The organism is Oerskovia douganii, assembly GCF_015142735.1.
GTDB classification, from domain to species: domain Bacteria; phylum Actinomycetota; class Actinomycetes; order Actinomycetales; family Cellulomonadaceae; genus Oerskovia; species Oerskovia douganii.
The window spans coordinates 17520-42646 of the sequence record NZ_JACSPN010000027.1 but is presented as its reverse complement, the minus strand read 5'-3'; the positions used below and the strand labels follow the sequence as shown (position 1 = coordinate 42646).

Sequence of the window (25127 nt, the reverse complement as noted above, 5' to 3'; positions counted from 1 at the left end):
ACTGGTTCCGGCTAGTCCCACTCGAACCCGCCACGGCGCCATTCGTAGACGAACGGCACGGTGATCAGGGCGAGGAAGCTCAGCATGGCGACGAGCCCGAAGGTGGCCAGGACGGTGAAGTCCACCGCCCACGGGTAGAGGAAGACCACCTCGATGTCGAAGATGATGAAGGTCATCGCGACGAGGTAGTACTTGATCGGGAAGCGCCCTCCGCCGACGGCGTGCGGGGTGGGCTCGATGCCGCACTCGTACGCGTCGAGCTTGGCGCGGTTGTACCTCTTGGGGCCGATCACGGCGCTCGCGGCGACCCCGCCGAGAGCCAGGACGGCCCCGATCCCCATCAGGACGAGGACGGGCACGTACGGGTTGGTCATCGGTCTGCTCTCCGGGGGGTGCGCTGGGGCATGTCGGGAGTGCTGCCGCCGGGCGTCCGCGCATCGTTGCGTCGGCCCGGGTCCGAGGGGCTGGGTGGTGACTGCGTGAACAGCGATGACGGCTTCCTTGCCGTCGCACCAAGGTCGGTCATGCCGATGGCACCACCCTCGTCAGGCCCGCGATGACGCGGTCGACGACGTCGCCACCGCGGGGTTCGTAACAGTCGGACAGCAGCTTGAGGACGAAGCGCATGACGAGCGGCCGGGGCAGCCCGTACCGGGTGCACAGCCGCATGATCTCCGGGTGCTCGATGAGCCGCACGAAGTACCGGCCGAGCGTGTAGTACCCGCCCAGGTCGTTGCGCATGATCTCGGGGTACGTCGCGAGCGTGCGCTCGCGGGCCGCGTCGGTGCTGCGCGCCCGGGACTGGGCCACGACGTCCGCCGCGACGCGCGCTGCCTGCATGGCGTAGGCGATGCCCTCGCCGTTGAACGGGCTGACCATGCCGCCCGAGTCGCCCACGAGCACGACGCCGCGCGAGTAGAGCGGCTTACGGTTGAAGCCCATGGGCAGGGCCGCGCCGCGCACGGGGCCGACCTGGTTCTCCGGGGTGAACTCCCACTCGGCGGGCGCGTTGGCCATCCACCGGGCGAACAGGTCCTTGTAGTCCACGTTCGCGGCGGACTGGCGGGCCGGCGTCGAGTTGACCGAGCCGAGGCCGACGTTCGCGGTGCCGTCGCCGAGCGCGAAGATCCACCCGTAGCCGGGGAGGAGGTTGGACCTCCCGGCCGGGCCGTCCCAGAGCTCGAGGTGGGACTCCATCCACTCGTCGTCGTGACGCGGGGTCCTGAAGTAGGTGCGGACCGCGACCCCCATGGGGCGGTCCTGGCGCTTCTCGAGGCCGAGGGCGAGGGCGAAGCGCGACGAGACGCCGTCCGCGGCGATGACGACGGGGGCGCGGAGCTCGTACTCGTCGCCCGCGCGGCGGCCGTTCTCGTCGAGGGGGCGCGCGGTGACGCCCACGACCCGTCCGGTGCGCTCGTCGAGGAGCGGCCCGGTCACGTTGGTGCGCTCGAGGAGCTTGGCTCCCGTGCGCTGCGCGTGCTCGGCGAGGGTCTGGTCGAGGTTCATGCGGGAGCGCGCGAGGCCGTAGGACGGGTAGGCCTTGAGCTCGGGCCAGGGCAGCTCCCACTGCCGGCCGCTCGCGACGACCCGCAGGCCCTTGTTGCGGATCCAGCCGTCCTCGGCGCGCGTGGGGACGCCCATGCGGACGAGCTCGCCCACGGCGCGCGGCGTGAGACCGTCGCCGCAGATCTTGTCGCGCGGGAACGAGGCCTTCTCCAGCAGGAGGACGTTCAGGCCCGCGGCGGCGCAGTAGTGCGCGGCAGTGGCTCCGGCCGGGCCGGCGCCGACGACGATGACGTCCGCGTCATCGGTCCTTCCACGCACGTTCTCACCTCGCTCGGTACGCTCGGGCACACCTCGGAAAGCCCCTTGTGAAGTCGCTCACAATGAACGTCTTCACTCTAGCCACACAACCTCGCGGTTGTGTAGCAAGGCAACCCTTCCTTGGGCGACGAACGGCCTGGTCGCAGGGGTAGGAGGGCAGCACGATGCAGGCGCGCCCGGCGTGTCAGGCGCGCCTGCGTCGATCGGTGGGCCTCAGGCCGGGCGGACCGCCCGGTGAAGTGCCACGAGGCCGCCCGAGAGGTTGCGGTAGGCAGCCCCCTCCCAGCCGGCGTCGAGCATGAGGTGCGCGAGCTCGGGCTGCGTGGGCCACGTCCGGATGGACTCGACGAGGTACTCGTACGAGCCCTTCTCCTTGGTCACGGCCCCGGCCACGACCGGCAGCAGCCTCATGAAGACGTCGGTGTACAGGACGCGGAACGGCTTCCACGTGGGCTCGGAGAACTCGCAGATCACGATGCGCCCGCCCGGGCGCGTCACACGCAGCATCTCGCGCAGCGCGGCGCTCGTGTCCACGACGTTGCGCAGGCCGAACGAGATCGTCACGGCGTCGAACGACGCGTCCGCGAAGGGCAGCGCGGTCGCGTCCCCCGCGACGAACGGCAGGTCGGGACGCCGGCGCTTGCCGACCTCGAGCATGCCGACCGAGAAGTCGCACGGCACGACCTCGACGCCCTCGTCGGCGAACGGCTCGCTCGACGTGCCGGTGCCCGCGGCGAGGTCCAGGACGCGCTCGCCGGGCAGGGCCGCGACGGCGTCGACGGTGTGCTTGCGCCACCGCCGGTCCTGCCCCAGGGAGATGAGGTCGTTGGTGAGGTCGTAGCGACGGGCGATCCCGTCGAACATGGAGGCGACCTCGGTGGGCTTCTTGTCCAGGCTGGCACGCGACATGCCGCCCATCGTTTCACGCCTACGCTGGAGACGATGACTGAGCACTCTCCCCTCCCGGCGGGCACCGACGACCTCGGCGCTCCCCCGGCAGGTTCCCCCCGCACCGGCTCCTCCGGCCCGTCGGCCGTCCCCCGCCTGGTCGTGCGCACGACGCTCCTGCCCGACGGCCTGCCGGGCGACCTGACCGCCCTCACCGACCTCCTGCCCGACGCCCGCCCGCTCGCCTGGGTGCGACGTGGTGACGGCATCGTCGGGTGGGGAGAGGCCCTGCGCCTCGAGGCGTGGGGGCCGGGGCGGTTCGCCGACGCCGAGGCCGCGTGGCAGGAGGTGCTGGGCGCCGCCGTCGTGCACGACGACGTGGCGCTGCCCGGCAGCGGCCTCGTCGCGTTCGGTTCGTTCGCGTTCGACGACGCGTCCGGGACCACGGGCGACGCCCGCCCGGGCGGGACGATCGTGGTGCCGCGCGTCGTCGTCGGACGGCGCGGCGGGCCCGGCGGCACGGCATGGGTCACGAGCATCTCGGAGGGCGACGCCCTGCCCGACGACGTCGCGACCGTCCTCGACCCCGCGCACCGCACGCCCGTGGTCGGGCCGGGCCGCGTGACCACGGTCGACGGGTCGCTGAGCGCCCAGGACTGGACCGCGGTCGTCGCCGAGGGCGTCGAGCGCATCCGCCGCGGGGACCTGGAGAAGGTCGTGCTCGCGCGCGACGTCCTCGCGACCGCGGAGCGCCCGGTGGACCCCCGCTGGATGCTCGGTCGCCTCGCCACGGCCTACGAGGCGTGCTGGACGTTCTCGGTCGACGGCATGGTCGGCGCGACCCCCGAGCTGCTCGTGCGCAGCGAGAAGGGGCTCGTCACCTCACGCGTGCTCGCCGGGACGATCCGCCGCTCGGGCGGTGCCGAGGCCGACGACGACTCGCTGCTGCGCGCCGCGCACCTCGCACGCTCGTCGAAGGACCTCGAGGAGCACGAGTACGCGGTCGCGTCCGTGGCCGACGCGCTCGCCCCCTTCTGCTCGTCCATGAACGTGCCCGACGCGCCGTTCGTGCTGCACCTGCCCAACGTGCTGCACCTCGCGTCCGACGTCACGGGCGTCCTGCGGGCCGGGACGGACGACACCCCCGCGCCCACGAGCCTGGCGCTCGCGGCCGCGCTCCACCCCTCGGCCGCGGTGTGCGGCACCCCGACGCTCGCGGCACGCGACCTCATCCGGGAGATCGAGGGCATGGACCGTGCCCGCTACGCGGCCCCCGTGGGCTGGTTCGGGGCGGACGGCGACGGCGAGTGGGGCATCGCGCTGCGCTCGGCCGAGCTGTCCGCGCAGGACCCGTTCCACGTGCGGCTCTTCGCGGGGTGCGGGATCGTCGCGGCGTCGGACCCCGCCGCCGAGCTCGCCGAGTCCGAGGCCAAGCTCGAACCCATGCGGCACGCGCTCGGGGGGTGAGACGGGCGTCCGCACTGCGGACGTCTCCACCTGCGGAATGGGCCGGAGCCCCCGGCTCCACCGAGAGTTTCGTGCACTACGCGACGGATGGACCGTTCGCCGGACAGGTCCGGGAAAAGGGCAGTCCGGCCTGTTAGGTTCACCCGGTGAGCGATGCGACGACGACACTGGCCCCCACGCAGCGCGACGTCACCGTACGCCGCGCCACGACCGCCGACCGCGAGGACCTGTGGCACCTCGTGCTGCGCCTCCAGCCGGACGCCCCGGACCGCGCCACGCACGACCGCGTCGTCGGGCCCCTGCTCCGGGCCCTCGACACCCTGCTGCTGGTCGCCGAGGACGCGACCGGGGTCGTCGGCTACCTCCTGGCCAGCCAGCGCCTGACCTTCACGGCGAACGGCCTGGTCGTCGAGGTCGACGAGATCGCTGTCGACCCCGACGCCGACCGCGCGACCGTCGCGACCCGGCTCGTCGCGGCCGTCGAGTCCTGGGGGCAGGAGTTCCGCGCGACCCGGGTCACGCTCGCCGACGTCCTGCCGCGCGACGTCGCCGACGGCCTGGGATACACGACCACCGAGGTCCGGTCGACCAAGGCGCTCGACCTGCTCGACGACGACCCGGTCCTGACCTCGCCGTGGGACGGGCCCGCCGTCGTCACGGCGCCCACCCCGGAGGACGTCCCGCTGCCGGTCCGCGACTGACGTCTCCCCCGGGCCGACGTGGTCGTCGGCCGAGCACGGCGACGCCCCGGCCCGCGCGGTGACCGCGCGAACCGGGGCGTGCGTGCCGAGGGGCACCTGCAGGGGAACAGGGCCGCGCCTCGGCGGTCCCGCCGGTCGACAGGGGGGACGCGGACCGGGGGACGGGAGAGGACCGCAGCGGCGTCGGCGTCCGCCGGCGGGCACGGGGAGGAGATCCCACCGTGGCCGCCGACGCCACCGGGTCCGGCTCGTGCTGCTCAGCCCTGACCGTTGAACCAGTCGAAGGGGTTGGGCAGGTTGTTCGGGTTGGTCTGGTCGGACTCGTCCTGGCCGGAGCTGCCCTGGTCGCCCGAGCCCGGTCGGCCCTGCTGACCCGAGCCGTCCTGGCCGGAGCCCGAGCCGTCCTGGCCGGAGCCGTTCTGGTCGCCCGTGGTCGTCTCGGTCGGCTTGGCGGCGAGCGTCACGTCGACCTCGACCGTCTTGCCGTCGCGGACCACGGTGACCTTCGCGACGTCACCCGTCGCGCGCTCGCGCACGAACCCGGTCAGGGACTCCGCGCCGCTCACGGGGTTGCCGTCGATCGCGACGATCACGTCGCCCGTCTCGATACCCGCCTCGGCGGCCGGAGAGCCGTCCTGGACGCTCTTGACCTCGGCCCCGCGGCGCGTGACGCCGTCGGCCGTGGCCGTCGCGTCGGTCATGCTCACGCCCAGGAACGCGTGCTCGGCGGTCCCGTTCTCGATGAGCTGCGCGCTGATGTTCTTCGCCAGGTTCACCGGGATGGCGAAGCCCAGGCCGATCGAGCCGGACTGGCTCGACGTCGTCGCGATCGACGACGTGATGCCGATGACCTCGCCCTGCGCGTTGAACAGGGGCCCACCGGAGTTGCCCGGGTTGATCGCGGCGTCGATCTGGATCGCGTTCGTGACCACGGTGCTGCCGCCGTCGGAGCCCGACGCGGCGACCGGACGGTCGAGCGCGGAGACGATGCCCGTCGTGGCGGTGTTTGCGAGGCCCAGCGGGTTCCCGACAGCCAGGACGGACTCGCCGACCGTGACGTCGTCGGAGTCGCCGAACGTGGCCGGCGTGAGGTTGCTCGGCGGGTCGACGAGCTCGACCACCGCGAGGTCGGTCGTGGGGTCGAGCCCCACGATCTTCGCCTCGTAGAGCCGACCGTCGCTCAGGGTCACCTGGACGGTGTCGTTCTGCGCGCCCTCGACCACGTGGTTGTTCGTCAGGACGTGACCCTCGGTGTCGATCACGACGCCCGAGCCCTCACCGCTGCCCGAGGCCGTGGTGACCTGGATCGAGACGACCGACGGCGCGACCGCGCTCGTCACCGCCTGCCAGTCGGGGTTCTCCGACGTCGAGCTCGCGACGGGGACCGTGCTGTTCTCCTTGTTCTCGCCGATCGAGGCGAGCGAGCTGGAGGACGGGCCCGAGCCGTCGAGGGCCGTGAGCAGCCCGGCGGTGCCGGCGCTCGCGAGGACCGCCGCCGCGGCGGCCGCACCGACCACGGGGATCCACGTCCTGTTCTTGCGCGGAGCGGCTGCGGCCTGCTCCGGGGCGACCGGTGCGGGCGGCATGCCGGCCGCGGAGTACGGGGTGCTCGTGGGGGCACCGTGCTGGGTCTGCGCGCCGTGCGGGGCGTGCTGCGGCCCGGCCTGCTCCTGCGCCGGCGGCGCGGGCACGGGGCCCGGGTGCGGCGCGGCGAAGTGCTGGGTCGGGGTCTCGTGGGCAGGGGTCGCCGGAGCCTGCGCCGGGGTGGCGGGGAGCTGCTGCGTGGGCTGCGCCTCGATGCGCTGCGTGTCGCCCTCGCGCGGCGTCTGCGGCTGGGGGACCTGCGGGGTGTTCTCGGTCATGGTGTGTTCCCTCCTCGTTCTTCCTGAGGACTACTTCACACCTGCGCGCTGGAACGTCGCTTGAACGATCCTGTGAGTTCGCTGCGAGTTCCTGCGGTCGCCTGGGAGGGTTCTCAGGCGCCCGCGGCGGGGCCCCGGTCCGTGCTGCCCGGCCCGGTCGGGACCGCGCGCGCGACGGCCTCCTGGACCTCCGCGGCGAGTTCCGCGCCGTCGGCGCGGCGCCGGGACCGGTCGACGCGGACCTCGACGACCTCGATCCCGCGGTGGGCGCGCGCGAGCTCCCCGCGCAGCGACGCGGTGTCCGTGACGAGCCGGTGCCGCACGCCGTAGCCCGCGCACAGTGCCGCCAGGTCCGCCCCGTGCGGGGTCGAGAAGACGCGCTCGAACGCGGTCGCGGTGGCCGGCGCCTCCTCGGCGAGCGCACCGTACTCGAGGGTCGCGAAGATCGACCCGCCGTCGTCGTTGACCACGACGACCTGGAGGTCCGCGGTCGGTTCGTGCGGTCCCCGCAGGAGCCCGCCCACGTCGTGCAGGAACGTGAGGTCGCCGACCAGCGCGCGCGTCCGCCGGCCCGCGCGCGCCGCGACGAGCGCGACCCCCGTCGCGGTCGAGAGCATCCCGTCGATGCCCGCCAGGCCGCGGTTGGCGAGGACGAGCGGAGCCGTGTCCCAGTCGACCACGAGGTCGAGGTCGCGCACCGGGTTGCTCGACCCGACGACGAGCACGTCGCTCGGGCCCGACGCCTCGGCGACGGCCGCCGCGACGGTGAGCGGCGTCGCCGGTCCGGAGGCCGACGCGCGGGCCGCGACGACCTTGCGCGCCGCCTCCCCCGCGCCCCGCCACGCGTCGAGCCACGCGCGGTCGCCCACCGGTCCCGTCCACCAGTCCCCCGGGACGCCCGGCAGGACCGCGCTCGCCGAGCGCGCGGCGTCGGGCCAGGGCGCAGCGCCCGGCGCGACGACGAGCACCTCGACGCCCTCCCGGGCGAGGAGCTGCTGGACCGGGCGCGAGAGCGTCGGACGGCCCATGACCACGACGCGCTCGACCCTCTCCCCCAGCACCCCGAGGACGAGCCGGTGCGCGGTGATCGCGTTGCGCCCCGCCGCGGCACCGGAGGACGCCTCGGCGAGCAGGGGCCAGCCCCGCGCCTCGGCGAGGCGTCGTGCACCGGCCCCCGCGCCGTCGCCCGCGACCAGCACGGTCGCCCGCGACGGGTCGAGCGGCCACGGACCGACGTCGTCGCGCACGGCTCCGACGAAGGGCCGGGCGGACCCGGCCCCCGCCGTGCTCGGCGGCAGCGCCCCCAGCGACGCCGGCGGCACGAGGGGTTCGCGGAACGCGACGTTCAGGTGGACAGGACCTGGGTGGCGCGAGCGGGTCCCCCGGGCCGCCGCCAGCGCGCGCACCAGGACCGCCCCCAGGTCGCGCAGCTCGCCGGGGCGCCCGTCGGGGGCGGGGACGTCGGCCGCCAGGCGGACGGCGCCACCGTACAGGCCGACCTGGTCGGTGGTCTGGTTGGCGCCCGTGCCTCGCAGCTCGTGCGGCCTGTCGGCCGTGAGCAGCACGAGCGGGACGCCCGAGTGATGGGCCTCGAGCACCGCCGGGTGCAGGTTGGCCGCCGCGGTGCCCGAGGTCGTGACCACGGCGACGGGTCGCAGCCCGTCGGGCCCCTCGGTGACCTGGGAGCCGCGTGCCAGACCGAGGGCCAGGAACGCGGCCGCCCGCTCGTCGACCCGGACGTGCAGCGTGAGCAGCCCGGCCGCGTCGGCCGCCGCGAGGGCGTACGCGAGGGCCGCGCTGCGAGAACCGGGCGACACGACGACGTCGCTCACCCCGTCCGCGACGAGCGCTGCGACGATCTCCCGGGCCGCGGCGACCGCGGGCGGCAACGACACGCTCCCGGCGTCGGCGGACGTGGCGCTCATGCCGCTGCTCCGTCGAGGAGAGCGCCGACCCGCTGGTACCGGGTGACCCAGCGCTCGTGCGTCGACGGGTCCGCGGCGGCCCGTGCGAGGGCCGCGGCCGACGGCTCGGGCCGTCGGACCGTGATCTCGCCGCCCCGGGGCAGCAACGGCTCGTCGACGACGTCGTGGACCAGGAGCTGGGACGTCGCCAGGCCGCACGCGAACGGCAGCTCGGGCAGCGCGGCCGCGAGCGCCAGTCCCGCCGCGAGCCCCACGGAGCTCTCGAGGGCCGACGAGACGACCACGGGGAGCCCGACCTGCTCGGCCAGCTCGAGGCAGGCGCGGACCCCGCCGAGCGGCTGCACCTTGAGCACCACGACGTCGGCCGCCTCCGCGCGCAGCACCGCGAACGGGTCCTCCGCCCGGCGGATCGACTCGTCGGCGGCCACCAGGACCGACGTCGAACGGCGCACCGCCGCGAGGTCCGCCACCGAGGCGCACGGCTGCTCGACGTACTCGAGCCCGCCGGCAGCCCGGTCGAGCAGCGGCAGCCGCCGCAGCGCCTCGTCGAGCGTCCACCCCCCGTTGGCGTCGACCCGGATCCGGCCGCCCGGCCCCAGCGCGTCCCGCACGGCCTCGAGCCGCGCGACCTCCCGGCCGACGGGCTCGACGGCGCCGTCGGCCGAGCGCTGCGCGACCTTGACCTTGGCCGTCCGGCAGCCGTCGGAGGCGGTCACGATGTCGTGCGCCCGCTGCGGGTCCGTCGCGGGGACCGTGACGTTCACGGGCACGCTCGACCGGACGGGTGCCGGCCAGCCGACGTCGGCGGCCTCCCGCACAGCACGCAACCACGCGGCCGACTCGGCGTCGTCGTACTCCCAGAACGGCGAGAACTCGGCCCACCCCGCGTCCCCCCGGACGAGCAGCCCGTCGCGCGCGTCGAGCCCCCGGAAACGGGTGCGCAGGGGCGAGGACCAGGCGACGGTACGAGCGGGCGACGTGGTGGGGGGCACGGTCACAGGCTATCTCCGCAGCGGCGCTCGGCGCGGTCCGGGCGACCGAGCGGCGCGGCCCCGCGGCCCCGGGTCAGCCGACCCCGAGCAGCTCGGTGACGCAGTCGACCGCGAGGTCGCGGACCGCGCGCCCCTCGCACAGCGCCGTGACCGCGGCACCGTCCACGACCGCGATCAGCAGGACCGCGGAGAACCGGAGCCCGAGCTGGGCGAGCAGCGCGTCGACGACGACGTCGAGCTCTCCCCTGCCCTGCGCGAACGCCGCCGCGAGCACCGGGCTGCGGCCCGCGCTGACGACGTGCTCGTAGAACCCGAGGAGCTCGCCGTGGTCCCCGGGAGGGAGGACGGCGTCCACCAGGAGGAGCGCGCGCGACCGCGTGCTCAAGGAGTCGATCCCGCCGTCGGCGACGGCCTCCGTGACCGCATGACCGATCGCCTGCGCACGCTCCGCCCAGTCGCGGACGATGCGCTGCCCGGCCGCCGCGAGCAGGTCGTCGAGGCCCGAGAAGTAGTACGTCGTCGCCGCGAGCGGGACGTCGGCCTGAGCGGCCACGGAGCGGTGCGTCACGCTCGACGGGCCGTCCCGCAGGATCAGCTCGGCCGCCGCGGACACGATGAGGTCTCGCCGCTGCGTGCCACGGGCCTGCCGGCGGGGAACGTGCTTGTCGGTCTCTGGAGCCATCAGGGACTTCCTCCGGGACGGGTTGAGGCCGACGAACCCGCGCGAGGAGGACCGACGACATGATCTTGAGCACAAACAGGCTTCACCGAATTACACGACCGCGTGTACTGCCGTCAAGACCTCCGAGGTCCCCACCCCCACACCGTAGGGCACCCGGGCGGACCACGAGAGCGCGGACGACTAGGGTGGCGGTCGTGAGCAGCATCCCCGCACAGGTGTCCGAGACGTTCGATCCCCAGGCCTGGCGCACCGTCGCCGGCTTCGAGGGACTCACCGACATCACCTACCACCGCGGCGTCGAGCGCGGCCTGGTCGACGGTGAGCCCCGCGAGCGCGACCTGCCCGTGGTCCGGGTCGCGTTCGACCGCCCCGAGGTCCGCAACGCGTTCCGCCCCCACACGGTCGACGAGCTCTACCGGGTCCTCGACCACGCCCGCATGACGTCCGACGTGGGGACGGTCCTGCTCACGGGCAACGGCCCCTCGGCCAAGGACGGCGGCTGGGCCTTCTGCTCGGGCGGCGACCAGCGCATCCGCGGACGCGACGGCTACCGGTACACGACGAGCGAGGACGCCCAGACGGCCGACGCGATCGACCCCGCCAAGGCCGGGCGGCTCCACATCCTCGAGGTCCAGCGCCTCATCCGCACCATGCCCAAGGTCGTGATCGCCGTCGTCAACGGGTGGGCCGCCGGGGGCGGGCACTCGCTGCACGTCGTCGCCGACCTGTCGATCGCGAGCCGCGAGCACGCCAGGTTCAAGCAGACCGACGCCAACGTGGGCTCGTTCGACGCGGGCTACGGCTCGGCGCTCTTCGCCCGGCAGGTGGGCCAGAAGCGGGCCCGCGAGGTCTTCTTCCTCGCCCGCGAGTACTCGGCCCAGGACGCCTACGAGTGGGGCGCCGTGAACGAGGTCGCGGACCACGCCGACCTCGAGGGTCTCGCGCTCGAGTACGCGCGGATCGTCGCGACCAAGTCGCCGCAGGCGATCCGCATGCTCAAGTTCGCGTTCAACCTCGCGGACGACGGGCTGGCGGGCCAGCAGGTCTTCGCCGGCGAGGCCACCCGCCTGGCATACATGACGGACGAGGCCGTCGAGGGCCGGGACGCGTTCCTCGAGCGCCGCGACCCGCAGTGGGACGACTTCCCCTACTACTTCTGACGACGCCCTCCGTCGACGACGCCCCCGCAGGAGGGGTGGCGGCAGGACGGGTGGCGGCAGGACGGCCGTGACGGCCGCTCAGGAGCGCCGACGGCTCAGGCTGCCGCCAGGCCCGTGAGCATCTCGACGATGCCTCGGCCGGCGAAGGCCACCGCGACCGCCAGGCCGAACAGCAGGACGATCGACACGACGACCGGGCCGACCGACGCGGCCGGACGCGCGCCGGTCTCGTCGGCCTCGTCGTCCTCGGCCCGCAGCACGGGACGGGCGGGGGCGATGGACGGCGGGTACGCGGTCGAGGTGGGGTCGAAAGGGCTCTGGGTGGGGTTGATCGTTGCCATGCCCCTACGTTCCCGCGGACCCCGGCGTCGCCGCATCGGCCCCGCGGCTCGACCTCGACTCCGCCTGGTCCTCCTCAGGGGTGAGCGCCTCCTCCTCCACGAGGATGAGGCGCTCGCCCGCGAACGGGCCGGCGGGGCCCGTGGTCAGCTGACCGTGTAGCTCCCGGACCCGCGCGGGACGAGCTCGATCCACGTCGCGCCCTGCTCCAGGAGGACGCGCCCGCCGTCGGGCCCCGTGAGGACCAACGGCGCCTCGACGCCGTCCTTGGACCACGTCACCGCGACCTGCTTGCCGGCGCTCGCGACGACCCCCTCGCCCGTACCGACCATCTGCGTCTCGGGCACGAAGGCGCCCGCAGGGTCCTTGAACTTCGTGTTCGTCATCTCGACGCTCAGCACCACCACGTTCGCGGCCGACAACCGATCACCGTCGGGCGAGACCGCGGGCTTCGTGCCCTCGCTGCGCAGGAAGGCACCCTCGTCCGCGCCCCACGACCACTGGGCCCGCGAGGACGCCGAGAGCCGGACGTCCAGCAGGGCGACCGGGGCACCGGCCGTCGTGGCCGTGCCCTGGCCCTCGCTGCTCGCGTACGCGAACTGCGCGGGAGGCGGGGACGTCCGGTCGTCGTCGGCCTGCGCCCAGAAGTCGGACGTCCGACCGAACACGTTGTGCGGCGCCCGCTTGCCCTTCTGCTTGTAGAAGCCGTCGTCGCCCTTGTCCATGATGATCGACTGGATGCCCGCCGCCCCCACGGCCTCGATGAAGGGCTTCTGTGCGCCGGTGTACGCCAGGATGCCGTGCATCGGAGCCACGATCGCGGGGTCCATGGGACGCACCGAACGGATCGGGCCGACGGTCTCGGGGGTCTTCGAGTGGTAGACCGCGACGAACCGCGTGATGCCTCCCTCGACCACCTCCTCCCAGACGATGTCCGCGGCGTCGAGGCCGGCCTGGGGGCGGGCCTGCGGGAGGTTCTCGATCTTGACCGCCAGCGCGGGGCGGGTGGCGACGTCGTCGGACGGGACCCCCGTCAACGGCCAGGCCGTCGGTGCCGCGGGTGACGGCGGCGCCCCCTTGTCCGCCTCGACGGTCGCCGGGACGGTCCTCGTCGGGACGTCCGTGGGGCCGCCCCCTCCGCAGGCCGCGAGCGCCAGCACGCCTGCGACCATCGTCGCAGCCCATGCGGCTCGTCCCGGCTTCCTCGCCATGTCCATTCCAGTCCCTCGCGCTCCTCGGCCCTGCACAGTTCCCCGACACCCTACGGCCCGACCTACGCTGGGGAGATGCCACGCGCCGACGTACCCGCACCTGATGACCTCGTGGAGCTGCGGGCCGCGCTCGCGGCCGCCCTGTCGGGACGCGGACCGGCGGTCGCCCCGGCCCCGCTCGCCTTCACCGGTCCGCTCCCCGACGGCACGGCCCTCGTGCTGCGGACGTCGGGCTCGACCGGCCTGCCCCGCGAGGTCGCCCTGGGGGCCGCAGCCCTCGTGGCGTCGGCCCGGGCGACGCACGAACGGCTCGGCGGTGACGCGCAGTGGCTGCTGACGCTTCCGCCCACGCACGTGGCCGGGCTCCAGGTGGTCCTGCGCTCGGTCGTCGCCGGGACGGACCTCGTGGCGGCAGACCTGGACGCCCCGTTCTCCGCGGCAGGCTTCGCGGCCGCCGCGGCGCGCATGGACGGCGTCCGCCGGTACGTCTCTCTCGTCCCCACGCAGCTCCACCGGCTCGTGCACGCCCAGGGCACCGCGGACGGCGAGGCCGCTCTCGACGCCCTGCGCTCGTTCGACGCGATCCTCGTCGGCGGCGCCGCGACCTCCCCGTCGCTCCTCGCGGCGGCGCGCGGGACGGGCGCCGCCGTCGTGACCACCTACGGCATGACGGAGACGAGCGGCGGCTGCGTGTACGACGGCGTCGCGCTCGCGGGCGTCCGGGTGCGGACGGTCGACGGGTCGTCCGGGCAGGAGCTCCCGACCGCCGCCACGGGGGTCGTCGAGATCTCCGGCCCCGTGCTGGCGACCGGGTACCTGGGTGACGAGGCGCTCACGGCGTCGACGTTCCGCACCGACCCCGACGGGTCCCGCTGGCTGCGGACGAGCGACCTGGGCTCGCTCTCTCCCGACGGGGTGCTCACGGTGCTCGGGCGGGCCGACGACGTGATCGTGACGGGCGGGGTCAACGTCGCCCCGGCCGCGGTCGAGGCCGTGCTGTCGGGTGTGCTCGCGGGCGTGGGCGAGGTGTGCGTGGTCGGCGTGCCGGACCGCGAGTGGGGTCAACGGGTCGTCGCGGTCGTCGAGGTGCGCCACCCGGCCGAGGGGGGCGACGGTGCCGAGGTGCGCGACCACCCCGCCGCGGACGACCTGCTGGCCCGTGCCCGCCACGCGGTCGCGACTACGCTGGGACCGCCCGCCGCTCCACGCGACCTGCTCGTCGTGGGCGACCTGCCCCGCCGTGGGCCGGGCAAGATCGACCGGGCGGCCGTGACAGAGCTCGCTGCCCGCACCGCACCACGCACCCTCTGAACGGAGCACCATGGCCACCTCTGCCGAATGGGTCGCAGGCGCGCGCCTGCGGACCCTCCCCGCGGCGGCTGCACCCGTCCTCGTCGGCTCGGGCGCTGCCGCGCAGGTCGACTCGTTCGCGTTCTGGCCCGCGCTCCTGGCGCTAGGTGTCGCGCTCGCGCTCCAGGTCGGTGTCAACTACGCCAACGACTACTCGGACGGCGTGCGGGGCACGGACGTCGACCGGGTGGGGCCCATGCGGCTGACCGCGTCGGGGGCGGCGCTCGCCTCGCAGGTCCGCAACGCCGCGTTCGCCTGCTTCGGTGTCGCAGCGGTCCTGGGCCTGGCGCTCGTGGCCCTCACCGGCCACTGGTGGCTGCTGGCCGTCGGGGCGCTCGCGATCGTCGCCGCCTGGTTCTACACGGGCGGCAAGAACCCCTACGGGTACCGCGGCCTCGGGGAGGTCGGGGTGTTCGTCTTCTTCGGGCTCGTCGCGGTCCTCGGCACCACGTACACCCAGGCGGACCGGGTGACCTGGGTCGCGGGCGTGGGGGCCGTGGCCGTGGGCCTGCTCGCGTGCGCGCTCCTCATGATCAACAACGTGCGCGACATCCCCACGGACGTGCTCGCGGGCAAGCGCACGGTCGCGGTGCGCCTGGGCGACTTCCGGGCCCGGCGCGCCTACGTCGCCATGATCTGGGTGCCGATCCTGCTGGGCGTCGTGTGCGCGTTCGCCGCGCCGTGGTCGCTGCTCGTGCTGCTCCTGCTGCTGCCCGCGGTGCTGCTCACGCTGCCCGTGATCGCCGGTGCGCGCGGTCCGCTGCTCGTGCCCGTCCTCGCCGGGACGGGGATGTTCGAGCTCGGTTACGGCGTGCTGCTGGGGCTGGGGCTCGCGCTCTAGCCGGACGAGTCGCTCAACCGGGCCCGTCGCTCAAACCGGGCGCGTCGGGGGCGACGAGGGTCTCGAGCCGTGCGAGGCCGGCGGGCAAGGCGTCGTACTCTGCGGCCAGCTGGTCGGTCAGGGCGGTGAGCCGCACGACGTAGCGCACGACGCCGTCGTCCAGATCCAGGCCCTGCTCGACCGAGATGAGCAGGCCCTGGGCCTCAGCGCGTTCGCCGAAGCGGTCTGCGCGCAGGTACTCCTCGCGCGTCCACGGGCTCTGGACCACGTGCAGCGCGTCGCCGTGCAGCTGGCGCAGCCGATCCTCGACCGCTGCCTTGTCGTGGGCAGCCACCAGGACGACGGGCTCGCCGTCACGGGAGAACGGCACACGCCAGATGAGGTCTCCCGACTCGAACAGCGGGCCCTCGATGGCCCGAGCCGTCGCATGGCCGGGCGTGCGCAGCTCTCGCCCTGCCACCCGTACGGGCTCTGCCTCCGGCTGCAGGGCGAGCGGAGCGACGTCGCCGGTCGTCGGGTCGCAGACGATGCCCTCGCTCGTCCAGGTGCCCCGGACGCGAAGGCGCCGCCCGATGAGCTCTTCCCAGGTCTGCGCGTGCCCGGCGGGCCCCAGGATCGGGACCACCACGGAGATGGGTGGGTAGTCCAGCTCTGGCAGCACAGGGCCGGGACCGGTGTCGTCGGCGACTCCCACGCCCGTGCTCGGCCGGACGCTCGTGCGCACGACCGTGCCAACCAGGACTGCGCGGTCCCCGTCCCTGACCACGCGCCGCGTCGCTGTCATCCTCCGACCACGACGAGGGCCGTTCTCGCGGTTGCCAGCGCAACCAGCACCTAACCCTCGCTCTGGGCCCGGGCCGGGCGGGTCTGCCCGTCGGCGTCCTCGGACGGCGTCGCGGCCTCGGCCGCCTCCGCGGCGTCGACGGCGGCGTCCTCGTGCGCGGCGTCGTCCTCGATCTCGCGCGAGAACTGCTCCCCGGTCGCCTTGCGCCGGGCGGCGCGGTCCGCGAGGTACTGGGCGGCACGCTCGCGCGGGCCCCGCAGGACGAGGTAGGAGACCAGGAAGGCCAGGACGGCGGCGATGACCGCGCACACGACCCAGTGCCCGAGGTTCAGGACGTACAGGACGACGAAGAGGACCGCGAAGATCGCCAGGCGCAGCGCGGAGTAGATGACCATAGGCACCTCTCCAGGGTAGGCGCCTCCTCCGGGTTCGCCGAACCGCGCGCCTGGGCTGCCGCACCCGCCCTGGTTGCCAGGACGCATAGGCTGGGGGCATGATCCGCGTCCTGCTGACCCTGCTCGCCGTAGGCCTCGCGGTCTACGCCCTCTCCGACTGCGCCACGAGCGACGAGGACGACCGGAGCGGGATCCCCAAGGGGCTGTGGATCGTGATGATCATCTTCCTGCCCTTCGTCGGACCGCTCGCCTGGATCCTCGTGTCCCGCACGCAGCGCTCCCGCCACGCGCAGGCGGGCCGGACTCCCGCAGCGGGACCCGGCCGCCCGGGGGCGCGTCGGCGCCCGTCGGCTCCCGTGGCCCCGGACGACGACCCCGACTTCCTGTGGAAGCTCGAGCAGCAGCGTCGCCGCGAGGCGCGTGGTGAGACGGCGGGCGGCCCGACGGCGGGCCCCGCCTCGGGGGACACGGCCGAGGACGGGCGCGGGTCGTCGGACGACCCCTCGCACGGCTCGACGTCCGGCGAGACGGACGGTGCGCCCGGCACGCCGTCGTCGGGCAGCACCGACTGAGGCCCCAGGGCCCTCCGGGCTACCCGCCTGCCGCGGCAGGCGCCCTCAGCACGCCGCCTTCGCGTCCGCCGAGGTGATCGCCTGGCCGGGCCTGCGGTCGGCCAGCGGGTCGACCACGGCGGGCTCGTCGGTGGTCGCGGTGGGCGGAGCGGGCCCGTCGGCACCGACCTGCGGGCCGGGCACCTCGGGTGCCACGGGCACCTCGGGCGTCACGGCCGGCTTCGCCGGGACCACGGGCTCGTCCGCCCCGATCCTCGCCCACACGTCGGCCGCGGCCGGGGACAGGACGACACGCGCCGGGTCGGACGGCATGGGTCCCGACGGGATCGTCAGGAACGTCACGGACTCCGTCCTCACCGACCGCAGCGAGAAGGCGAGCCCCTCGAGGTCGACGCCCCCGCTGATCGACAGCGAGCTGGTCGCGGCATCGAGGAACCTGACCAGGCTCGGCAGGTCGGTCAGGAGGTTCTTGGTCAGGATCGACCGGGTCATGGCGGCGAGCAGGGCCTGCTGCCGCCCCATGCGGTAGGTGTCGCTCCCGTCGCTCAGCTCGTGCCGGGCGCGGGCGAGCGAGAGCGCCTGGGCGCCCGTCAGGGTCTGCGTCCCGGCGCGGAGGTCGAGGTTCGCGTCCTCGTCCCGCATGTCCTCCGGGATGCACATCGGGACCCCCTCGAGCGCGTCGACCATGGCCTGGAAGCCCGCGAAGTCCACGACGGCGAACCCGTCCGTGCGGACGCCCGAGACCTGCTCGACCGTCATCTGCGTGCAGGTCGCCGCCGAGGCGAGGTCCTTGCCCCCGATCCAGCCCTTCGAGAAGGCCTCGTTGAACATCGTGCGCGTCGCCGCCCGCGTCGTCCCGCCGCCCGTGACGGTGCACGAGGGGATCGGGACCATGAGGTCGCGCGGGATCGAGACGAGCTCGACCCGGGAACGGTCCGCCGCGACGTGCAGGAGGATGGTGGTGTCCGAGCGCATGCCGGCCTCGGCCCCGCCGATCGCCTCGTTGACCCCCGACCGGTCGTCGGACCCGATGAGGACCAGGTTCACGGGCAGCCCCGCGAGCGGGTCCTCGGGGTCCGGGATCGCGACCGGCGGCCGGTCTGCCTCGGGCGCCACCAGCGCCCTGTTGTCGACGTGCTCCACGTTGGACAGGGACCTCACGACGAGCGCCGTCGCGCCCGAGGCACCGAAGGCGACGACGGCGGTCGTGACGAGCGCGACGGAACGCAGCACCCGGTGCTCGCGCCGCGACCGGACGTGACGCACCCCCTTCCCGCCCTCCGGCCCGTCCGTGCCCTGACCCCCGTCCTCCGTCTCGAACATCCTGCTTCCCCCTCGCGCGTCGGTCACGAGGGCAGAGCCTAGGTGCACCGGGATCCCGCGCCGGGGATCTCGCCGTCGTCGGACGCATCGCGTCGCGCGCCACCTGGCACGTACCCAGCGCCACGGGGCGCGTCCGGTCGCGGACGCGCCGGAGGGGCCGTCCGTCGAGCGGACGGCCCCTCCGGGGCTGGGCGGGAGCGGCGGCTGGACCGCTCCAGGTCACTCCTGCGTCGTGATGCCCGAGTACGAGTGCTTGCCGTTGAAGATCAGGTTGACGCCGGTGAAGTTGAACAGGACGCACGCGTAGCCGACGAGCACGAAGTACGCGGCCCGGCGCCCGGACCAGCCGCGCGTGGTGCGTGCGTGCAGGTACGCCGCGTACACGACCCAGACGACGAAGCTCCAGACCTCCTTGGGGTCCCAGCCCCAGTAGCGGCCCCAGGCATGCTCGGCCCAGATCGCGCCGCCGATGATCGTGAACGTCCACAGCACGAACGCGACCGCGTTGAGCCGGAAGCTCAGGGCCTCGAGCTGGCCGGGGCGGGGCGTCGTGTCGAGCCAGCGCCAGGCCGGGTGCCCCAGGAAGCCGTTGCCGGTCTCGCGCGAGTCGCGCAGGAGCTGGATCAGGGACAGGACGAACGCGACCGTGAAGATGCCCGTGGCGATGATCGCGACGCCCACGTGGATCACGAGCCAGTAGGACTGCAGCGCGGGCTGGACGCCCGTGGCGGCGAGGAAGAACGAGTTCTGCGCGACCACGAGGAACAGCACCGCGAGCCCTGTCACGAACGCCCCGAGGAACCGCACGTCGCGGCGCAGGCTCACGCCGAGGAACACCGCCATCGCGACGAACGCCCCGACGAGCGTGAACTCGTACATGTTGGCCCAGGGAGCCCTCCCTGCGGCGATGCCGCGGGTCACGATCGCCGCGAGCAGCAGGATCGTCCCCAACCAGCCCGTCGAGATGCCGATGCCCGCGGCCTTGCGCGACGCCGGCCTGTCGGGGGTGGCCACGGCCACGGCGACCGGGGCGTCGGCGTCGGCGTCGGAGATCGCGTCGGTCACGACCTCCGGCTCGGGCACCTTGGCCCCCAGCCGGGACAGGTCGATCGCGAACGCGACGAACGCGACCGTGAGGGCGGTCGCAGCCGCCCACACCAGGTCGGAGCTCAGGTCGGCAACGGTCATCGGTCAGCCTTTCGTGGTCGGTCGGCGCGAGCCCGACCGTCGGTGCGGGGGGAGGACGGGGTGCTGCGCGGCCGGGCAGGAGGCCCGGCGGGCGGTTCGGCCGTGGGCGGGGTCCCGGGCAGGGACTCGACGACGCGGTCCACCTCGCCCTGGAGCCCGGCGTCGTCGCCGCGGGCGAGTCCCGCGACACTGACGACGGTACGCCGGGGCGACGCTCCGCCGTCGGGCGACTCCTCGCTCCAGACCCGCAGCCACACGCGGCGGCGCGGCGTGAAGAGCGAGACGGCCAGGCCGCCGAGCGCCCCGAGCGCGAACACGAGGATCCAGACGAGCGCCGGGTCGTGGCGCAGGTCGAGCGCGACGTAGCGCGGGACGTCGCCCGCGGCGAACGTGATGGTGCCCAGCCCGTCGGGGAGGTCGACCGTCTCGCCGGGGGCCACGAGGACCCGGACGCGTTCGCCGTCCTCGTCGAGCGAGGGCGTGAGCGTGTCCGTGTTCAGGCGGTACACGTTCTGCGGCATCCCCTCGTCGAGCCCCAGGTCGCCCCGGTAGACCTCGAGCACCAGCAGGGGGTTGATCGGTTGCGGGAAGGTCGAGCGCGCGCCCACCTCGTCGATCTCGGCCGTGGGCAGGAAGTACCCGACCAGGCCGATCTGGTCGAGGCCGGGCGAGGTGTCGGGGACCTTCACGACCCCGCGCGAGGTGTAGAGGGTGTCCTCGGGCAGGAACGGGACGCGGCCCGCGAACGCGACCTGGCCCTCGGCGTCGTGGATCGTGATCTCGGGCGCGTAGCCGTTGCCCTGGAGGTAGATCTTGGCGCCGCCCGCGACGATGGGGTGGTTGACCTTGATCTGCTCCTGCTCGGACGTGCCGTCGGGGTTGCGGACCGTGACGTTGGCCGTGAAGTCGCGCGACTGCGCGAACGCGACGGCGTCCATCGCGAACTGCGCGTCGAACGAGTCGAGGGTCATGGAGAACGGCACGAGCGAGGACGGGCTGAACAGCGACCCGTTCTCGAACGTGTCGTAGTCGACGACCGCGTTCGCGAAGCCGCGCCCCTCCGTGATGATCGCCTGGCCGCGGAAGTGCAGGAGCTGGCCCGTGGCGACCGCCACGAGGAGGCCGAGCAGCGACAGGTGGAAGACGAGGTTGCCGGTCTCGCGCAGGTAGCCGCGCTCGGCCGCGACGGTGCGGCGCTCGGGCAGCCCCCGGGCCGGGTCGGCGGGCTCGGTCCCGACGTCGACGCGGAACGTCGGCAGCCAGCGCACGCTTCCCCGCAGGTGCTTGGCGGCGGCCTCCACGACCTCGTCGGGGGTCGCGGTGCTCGTGGTCTCGGCCTTCGCGGGGAAGCGGTCGAAGCGGCGCGGGGTGCGCGGAGGCCGGTTGCGCACGGCCTGCAGGTGCGCCTTGGTGCGGGGCAGGATGCAGCCCACGAGCGAGACGAACAGCAGGATGTAGATCGCGGAGAACCACGGCGACGCGTAGACGTCGAAGAAGCCGAACCGGTCGAGCCACTCCCCCGTGCCGGGGTTGTCCTGCAGGTAGGTGAGCACCGCCGCGGGGTCCTGCGGGCGCTGGGGCAGCACCGAGCCGGGGACGGCCGCGACGGCGAGCAGCATGAGCAGCATGAGCGCGACGCGCATGCTCGTCACCTGGCGCCACACCCAGCGCAGGCTGCCCTGCAGGCCGAGCGCGGGGAGCTGAGGCTGCCCGGCGCCGCCGGTGCGTGCGGCGTCGCCCGCGTCGGGAGCGGTCCCGTGCGGGGTCGGTGCCTCCCGGCCCGACGGCGCCGCTCCCGCCGGGCGGGCCGTCTCGCCCTCGGCCGGGCCCGCCTCGGGCTCGGGGTGGCTGAACGCGTCGTCGATGCCCTCGGGGCGGTAGAGGTCCTTGTCGCTCATCAGATCACCGGCTCGAAGCCCGTGATGAGCCCGCCGAGGCGGGAGGTCCAGGTGCCCCAGACGCCGGTCACGAGGGCGAGACCGATGACGATGAGCATGCCGCCGCCGATGCGCATGATCGCGACCCGGTGACGACGGAGGAAGGCCACGGCCTTCTTGGACCGCTCCAGGCCGATCCCGATGAGCAGGAACGGGATGCCGAGGCCCAGGCTGTAGGCGATGCCCAGGATCGCCCCGCGACCCGCGGTGGCCTCCTCGAGGGACAGCGCCATGACCGCCGTGAGCGTCGGGCCGATGCAGGGCGCCCAGCCCAGGCCGAACACGATGCCCAGGAGCGGTGCACCCCAGATTCCCGCGGTGGGGCTCAGGTGCAGGCGACGGTCCCGCTGGAGGAAGGGCATCGCGCCCATGAACGCGAAGCCCATGAGGATCACGAAGACCCCGATGACCCGCGTGATGACGTCCTCCCAGTGCTTGACGTGCACGCCGACGGCCCCGGCGGCGACCATGAGCAGGACGAAGACGAGCGTGAAGCCGGCCACGAAGAGCCCGACGCCCGCCGCGACCCGCCACCGGCCCGGTGCCCGCGCGGTCCGCACCGCCGTGCTGCCGCTGCCGCCCGACCGCTGCACCCCGGTCGCGCCGGCGTTCGCCGCCGCCAGCCCGCTCACGTACCCGACGTAGCCGGGGACGAGGGGCAGGACGCAGGGCGAGGCGAACGACACGAGCCCCGCGAGGATCGCCACAGGGACGGCGAGCAGCATCGAGCCGCTCCACACCGTCGCGGCGAAGGTGAAGCCGAGGTCACCGGCGAGCACGAGGGGACCCATGCGTCAGGCGCTCTCGGCGAGCAGGTCGTCGACGATGGCACCGAGCGTCGAGCCCTCGGCACGCCCGATGACGCGCGCGGCGACGCGGCCCTCGCGGTCGAGCACGACGGTCGTCGGGACGGCCTGCAGCGGGACCGAGCCCTCGAGCGCAGCGATGGCCTCGCCGCGCGTGTCCTCGATCGAGGGGTAGGGCACCTCGAAGGTGCGCTCGAACGCGAGCGCGGCGCCCGCGTCGTCGGTGCTGTTGATGCCGAGCACGTGCACGCCCTCGGGGCCACGGTCGTTGGCGAGCGCGACCAGGTCCGGCGCCTCGGCGCGGCAGGGCGCGCACGACGCGTACCAGGTGTTGATGACGACCACGTCGCCCAGCCACTCGGTCGTGTCGACCGCGCCGCCCTCGAAGTCGGTGCCCGTCAGCGCGACGGGCTCGTCGCGGTCGGAGACCTCCCAGGTCTTGACCGAGCCGTCGCCCGAGACGTAGCCCTGCCCCACGACGTCGTCGGGGCTCGTGGCCCCGGACTCCTGGGAGCAGCCGGTGAGGACCAGGCCGAGCGCGACGAGGGCGGCGGTACCGAGGGTGAGCGTGCCGGCGGACCGGCGCCCGTGGGCGAGCGCGCGACCGTCCCGGGCACGGAAGGGGTGGATCATGGCAGAACTTTCTCCCACGTGCCTGGGCACAACCTGGGAAGGACCTGGCGGGTCACGCTCCCGAGACCTTCGCCGCCCCCGGGAGCAGGTCCGCGACCGGCTCGGTGTAGTGGATCCCGACGAGGCGGTCGCCCTCGAAGCGCAGCGACGTGAGCGACGCGAGCGAGCACTGACGGTTGCGCGGGTCGTGCCACAGGCGCTTGCCCTCGAACGCCAGGCGGGAGATCCAGATGGGGAGCTGGTGGCTCACGAGCACGACCTCGCGCCCCTCGGCCTGGGCCCGGGCGTCGTGGATCGCGGCGTGCATGCGCGCGACCTGCTGCTTGTAGGGCTCGCCCCAGGACGGACGCAGGGGGTTCCACAGGTAGGGCCAGTGCCCGGGGTGGCGCAGCGAGCCGTCGCCCACCCCGAACTTCATCCCCTCGAAGTGGTTGCCTGCCTCGATGAGGCGCTCGTCGGTCCCGAGGGGCAGCCCGAAGGCCTCGGCCACCGGCGTCGCCGTCTCCTGCGCCCGCTGCAGCGGGGAGGCGATGACCAGGGCGACGTCGAAGGGCTCGGGGGCGACGTCGTCGGGCAGCGCGGGTGCGCCCTCGACGGGCTTGCCCGACAGGTGCCCCGCGACGCGGCGCGCCATCGTGTGCCCGAGCTCCGAGAGGTGGTAGCCGGGGATTCGACCGTAGAGGATGCCGTCCGGGTTGAAGACTTCACCGTGACGCATGAGGTGGACCGTGGTTGCGACCATGCGGACCAGTGTCCCAAAGTTCTGCGCCGCGCGGTGCACCGGGGCGGCGTGCTCCCCGACACAGGAATCTCCGGTGCCGGACGGCCAGGGGCCGGCGCCGGCTACTGGTCGCGCTCGTCCGCGAGCCGGCAGGCCTCCCCGATCGCCGCCATGGCCTCGCCGAGGTTCTGCAGCTGCGTGGGCGTCAGGACGTCGACCATGAGGCGACGCACCGCGGTCACGTGCCCGGGTGCGGAGGCCACGAGCTCGGCGTGGCCCGCGTCGGTCATGACGCAGTTCACACCGCGCCGGTCGTCCGCGTCGGCGGTCCGGCGCACCAGGCCGCGCTGCTCCATGCGGTGCACGGTGTGGGTGACGCGGGACCGCGAACGGGCCAGGCCGTCGGCGAGCGCCGACATGCGCATGGTGTGGTCGCGGGCCTCGGAGAGCCGCACGAGGAGCTCGTACTCGCCGAGCGTGAGCGAGGAGTGCTCCTCGTGGTCCCTGCTCAGGGCCTCGACGAAGCGGGCCGTCCCGTCGAGGTACTGGCGCCACGAGAGCTGCTGGGCGTCGTCGAGCCATGGCGTGCCCTGCGCCGCGATCGTGAACCTGTCCTGCTGAACCGTCATCTCCGCCTCATCCGTCACGCCCCGCCGTCCGAACAATCCTCCCATTCTCCCACCCGGGGAACGATCCGCCCGACGGGAGCCACTCGTCAGGGAATAGAGGGAAGAGGGCTTGCGTTGATGCGTTCGTATGAAGTTGAATCTTCAACTAGTGGCGCGCCGACGGTGCGCCTGACGCATACGCACCACGACATCCAGGAGACACTCATGGCCACGACCCTTCCCGCCGGACTGACCGCAGGCACCTACACGATCGACCCCTCGCACTCGCAGGCGACCTTCACGGTCCGCCACGCAGGCATCTCGAAGGTTCGCGGCTCGCTCGCGATCGCCGAGGGCACCGTGAACATCGGCGACGACGTCGAGTCGTCCAACGTGGTCGCGGCGATCGATGCCAAGTCGGTCAACACCGGTGACGCAGGGCGCGACGGGCACCTCCAGTCGGCCGACTTCTGGGACGCCGAGAAGAACCCGACCTGGAACTTCGTCTCGACCGCGGTCGAGGCCGACGACGACGACTTCGTCATCGAGGGCGACCTGACCATCAACGGCGTGACCAAGCCGGTCAAGCTCGAGACCGAGTTCACGGGCACCGCCGTCGACGCCTACGGCAACTCGCGCGCCGGGTTCGAGGCCACGACCGAGGTCTCCCGCAAGGAGTTCGGCCTGACCTGGAACGTGGCCCTCGAGGCCGGCGGCGTGCTCGTCGGCGACAAGATCAAGATCGCGCTCGACCTCTCCGCCATCAAGCAGGCCTGAGCCTCCCGCACCACCGGCGGGCAGCACGGACCGACGGCGCGGAGCGCCCCGGACCCACGCGGCCCCGCCCTAGCCCGGCGGGCGAGGCGGATGCCGCCGAGCCCTCGTGCGCCAGCGCGAGAATCCTCGCGGCGCACGACC

At 73.9% G+C, this 25127-nt stretch carries 25 protein-coding genes; 7 read left to right on the top strand and 18 right to left on the bottom strand.

What is annotated here, in order from left to right:
• Positions 1–11: 11 nt before the first annotated feature.
• From H9623_RS16555 to H9623_RS16545, 3 genes are all read right to left on the bottom strand, one after another.
• Positions 12–374 (bottom strand): NADH-quinone oxidoreductase subunit A, encoded by a 363-nt coding sequence (locus tag H9623_RS16555; protein ID WP_030152013.1) that lies wholly within the window; start codon positions 372–374, stop codon positions 12–14.
• Between the two features lie 148 nt (positions 375–522).
• On the bottom strand, positions 523–1824 hold the full coding sequence (locus H9623_RS16550; protein ID WP_193721116.1) for a geranylgeranyl reductase family protein: 1302 nt from the start codon (positions 1822–1824) through the stop codon (positions 523–525).
• A gap of 213 nt (positions 1825–2037) precedes the next feature.
• Positions 2038–2733, bottom strand: a complete 696-nt coding sequence (locus H9623_RS16545) for a demethylmenaquinone methyltransferase (RefSeq protein WP_193721115.1) — start codon at positions 2731–2733, stop codon at positions 2038–2040.
• A 33-nt stretch (positions 2734–2766) separates the two neighbouring features.
• On the opposite strand from H9623_RS16545, the gene H9623_RS16540 reads away from it, so the two are divergent.
• Together H9623_RS16540 and H9623_RS16535 are read left to right on the top strand one after the other, a co-directional pair.
• Entirely contained in the window at positions 2767–4179 is a 1413-nt protein-coding gene (locus H9623_RS16540) for an isochorismate synthase (protein ID WP_193721114.1), read from the top strand.
• 146 nt (positions 4180–4325) lie between these two features.
• Entirely contained in the window at positions 4326–4880 is a 555-nt protein-coding gene (locus tag H9623_RS16535) for a GNAT family N-acetyltransferase (RefSeq protein WP_193721113.1), read from the top strand.
• A 257-nt stretch (positions 4881–5137) separates the two neighbouring features.
• Here H9623_RS16535 and H9623_RS16530 read toward each other — a convergent pair whose 3' ends face one another.
• The 4 genes from H9623_RS16530 to H9623_RS16515 form a co-directional block, all read right to left on the bottom strand.
• Positions 5138–6742, bottom strand: a complete 1605-nt coding sequence (locus H9623_RS16530) for a S1C family serine protease (RefSeq protein WP_193721112.1) — start codon at positions 6740–6742, stop codon at positions 5138–5140.
• Between the two features lie 113 nt (positions 6743–6855).
• Positions 6856–8667, bottom strand: coding sequence for a 2-succinyl-5-enolpyruvyl-6-hydroxy-3-cyclohexene-1-carboxylic-acid synthase (gene menD, locus H9623_RS16525; RefSeq protein WP_193721111.1), 1812 nt, complete (start codon positions 8665–8667; stop codon positions 6856–6858).
• Positions 8664–9659 carry an o-succinylbenzoate synthase gene (locus tag H9623_RS16520; protein ID WP_321575496.1) on the bottom strand — a complete coding sequence of 332 codons (996 nt, stop codon included), beginning with the start codon at positions 9657–9659 and terminating at the stop codon, positions 8664–8666. Before H9623_RS16520 ends, menD begins: the two co-directional genes overlap by 4 nt.
• Before the next feature lie 73 nt (positions 9660–9732).
• Positions 9733–10341: a TetR/AcrR family transcriptional regulator gene (locus H9623_RS16515; RefSeq protein WP_193721109.1), complete on the bottom strand. Its 609-nt coding sequence runs from the start codon at positions 10339–10341 to the stop codon at positions 9733–9735.
• A gap of 194 nt (positions 10342–10535) precedes the next feature.
• Here H9623_RS16515 and H9623_RS16510 point away from each other — a divergent pair, with 194 nt between their 5' ends.
• On the top strand, positions 10536–11501 hold the full coding sequence (locus tag H9623_RS16510; RefSeq protein WP_321575495.1) for a 1,4-dihydroxy-2-naphthoyl-CoA synthase: 966 nt from the start codon (positions 10536–10538) through the stop codon (positions 11499–11501).
• Between the two features lie 95 nt (positions 11502–11596).
• Here the strand turns inward: H9623_RS16510 and H9623_RS16505 are convergent, their stop codons facing one another.
• Both H9623_RS16505 and H9623_RS16500 read right to left on the bottom strand, forming a co-directional pair.
• A complete protein-coding gene (locus tag H9623_RS16505; RefSeq protein ID WP_193721107.1) occupies positions 11597–11842 on the bottom strand; it encodes a hypothetical protein in 246 nt (81 codons plus the stop codon).
• A 144-nt stretch (positions 11843–11986) separates the two neighbouring features.
• Complete coding sequence (locus H9623_RS16500; protein WP_227748796.1) at positions 11987–13051, bottom strand: DUF3048 domain-containing protein; 1065 nt, start codon at positions 13049–13051, stop codon at positions 11987–11989.
• 75 nt (positions 13052–13126) lie between these two features.
• Between H9623_RS16500 and H9623_RS16495 the strand changes: the two genes are divergently transcribed.
• On the top strand, positions 13127–14362 hold the full coding sequence (locus H9623_RS16495) for an AMP-binding protein (protein ID WP_193721106.1): 1236 nt from the start codon (positions 13127–13129) through the stop codon (positions 14360–14362).
• 10 nt (positions 14363–14372) lie between these two features.
• Positions 14373–15242 (top strand): 1,4-dihydroxy-2-naphthoate polyprenyltransferase, encoded by an 870-nt coding sequence (locus H9623_RS16490; protein ID WP_193721105.1) that lies wholly within the window; start codon positions 14373–14375, stop codon positions 15240–15242.
• Between the two features lie 13 nt (positions 15243–15255).
• Here H9623_RS16490 and H9623_RS16485 read toward each other — a convergent pair whose 3' ends face one another.
• Together H9623_RS16485 and H9623_RS16480 are read right to left on the bottom strand one after the other, a co-directional pair.
• Positions 15256–16026: a hypothetical protein gene (locus tag H9623_RS16485; protein ID WP_193721104.1), complete on the bottom strand. Its 771-nt coding sequence runs from the start codon at positions 16024–16026 to the stop codon at positions 15256–15258.
• 50 nt (positions 16027–16076) lie between these two features.
• Positions 16077–16421 carry a DUF4229 domain-containing protein gene (locus H9623_RS16480; RefSeq protein ID WP_227748802.1) on the bottom strand — a complete coding sequence of 115 codons (345 nt, stop codon included), beginning with the start codon at positions 16419–16421 and terminating at the stop codon, positions 16077–16079.
• A gap of 98 nt (positions 16422–16519) precedes the next feature.
• Here H9623_RS16480 and H9623_RS16475 point away from each other — a divergent pair, with 98 nt between their 5' ends.
• Positions 16520–16993 carry a PLD nuclease N-terminal domain-containing protein gene (locus H9623_RS16475; protein ID WP_193721102.1) on the top strand — a complete coding sequence of 158 codons (474 nt, stop codon included), beginning with the start codon at positions 16520–16522 and terminating at the stop codon, positions 16991–16993.
• Positions 16994–17038: 45 nt separating this feature from the next.
• Here H9623_RS16475 and H9623_RS16470 read toward each other — a convergent pair whose 3' ends face one another.
• The 7 genes from H9623_RS16470 to H9623_RS16440 all read right to left on the bottom strand — a co-directional run bounded on the left by H9623_RS16470 (position 17039) and on the right by H9623_RS16440 (position 24230).
• A complete protein-coding gene (locus H9623_RS16470; RefSeq protein WP_227748795.1) occupies positions 17039–18316 on the bottom strand; it encodes an LCP family protein in 1278 nt (425 codons plus the stop codon).
• Between the two features lie 219 nt (positions 18317–18535).
• Entirely contained in the window at positions 18536–19504 is a 969-nt protein-coding gene (gene ccsB, locus H9623_RS16465; protein ID WP_193721101.1) for a c-type cytochrome biogenesis protein CcsB, read from the bottom strand.
• Positions 19501–21402, bottom strand: coding sequence for a cytochrome c biogenesis protein ResB (gene resB, locus H9623_RS16460; protein WP_193721100.1), 1902 nt, complete (start codon positions 21400–21402; stop codon positions 19501–19503). The genes ccsB and resB overlap by 4 nt, the downstream gene beginning before the upstream one ends.
• A complete protein-coding gene (locus H9623_RS16455; protein WP_193721099.1) occupies positions 21402–22232 on the bottom strand; it encodes a cytochrome c biogenesis CcdA family protein in 831 nt (276 codons plus the stop codon). The genes resB and H9623_RS16455 overlap by 1 nt, the downstream gene beginning before the upstream one ends.
• A gap of 3 nt (positions 22233–22235) precedes the next feature.
• Positions 22236–22880 (bottom strand): TlpA family protein disulfide reductase, encoded by a 645-nt coding sequence (locus tag H9623_RS16450; protein WP_193721098.1) that lies wholly within the window; start codon positions 22878–22880, stop codon positions 22236–22238.
• A 52-nt stretch (positions 22881–22932) separates the two neighbouring features.
• Entirely contained in the window at positions 22933–23622 is a 690-nt protein-coding gene (locus H9623_RS16445; RefSeq protein WP_193721097.1) for a histidine phosphatase family protein, read from the bottom strand.
• A 101-nt stretch (positions 23623–23723) separates the two neighbouring features.
• Positions 23724–24230, bottom strand: a complete 507-nt coding sequence (locus H9623_RS16440) for a MarR family winged helix-turn-helix transcriptional regulator (protein WP_193721096.1) — start codon at positions 24228–24230, stop codon at positions 23724–23726.
• A 204-nt stretch (positions 24231–24434) separates the two neighbouring features.
• On the opposite strand from H9623_RS16440, the gene H9623_RS16435 reads away from it, so the two are divergent.
• Positions 24435–24986, top strand: a complete 552-nt coding sequence (locus tag H9623_RS16435) for a YceI family protein (RefSeq protein WP_193721095.1) — start codon at positions 24435–24437, stop codon at positions 24984–24986.
• Positions 24987–25127: the final 141 nt, after the last annotated feature.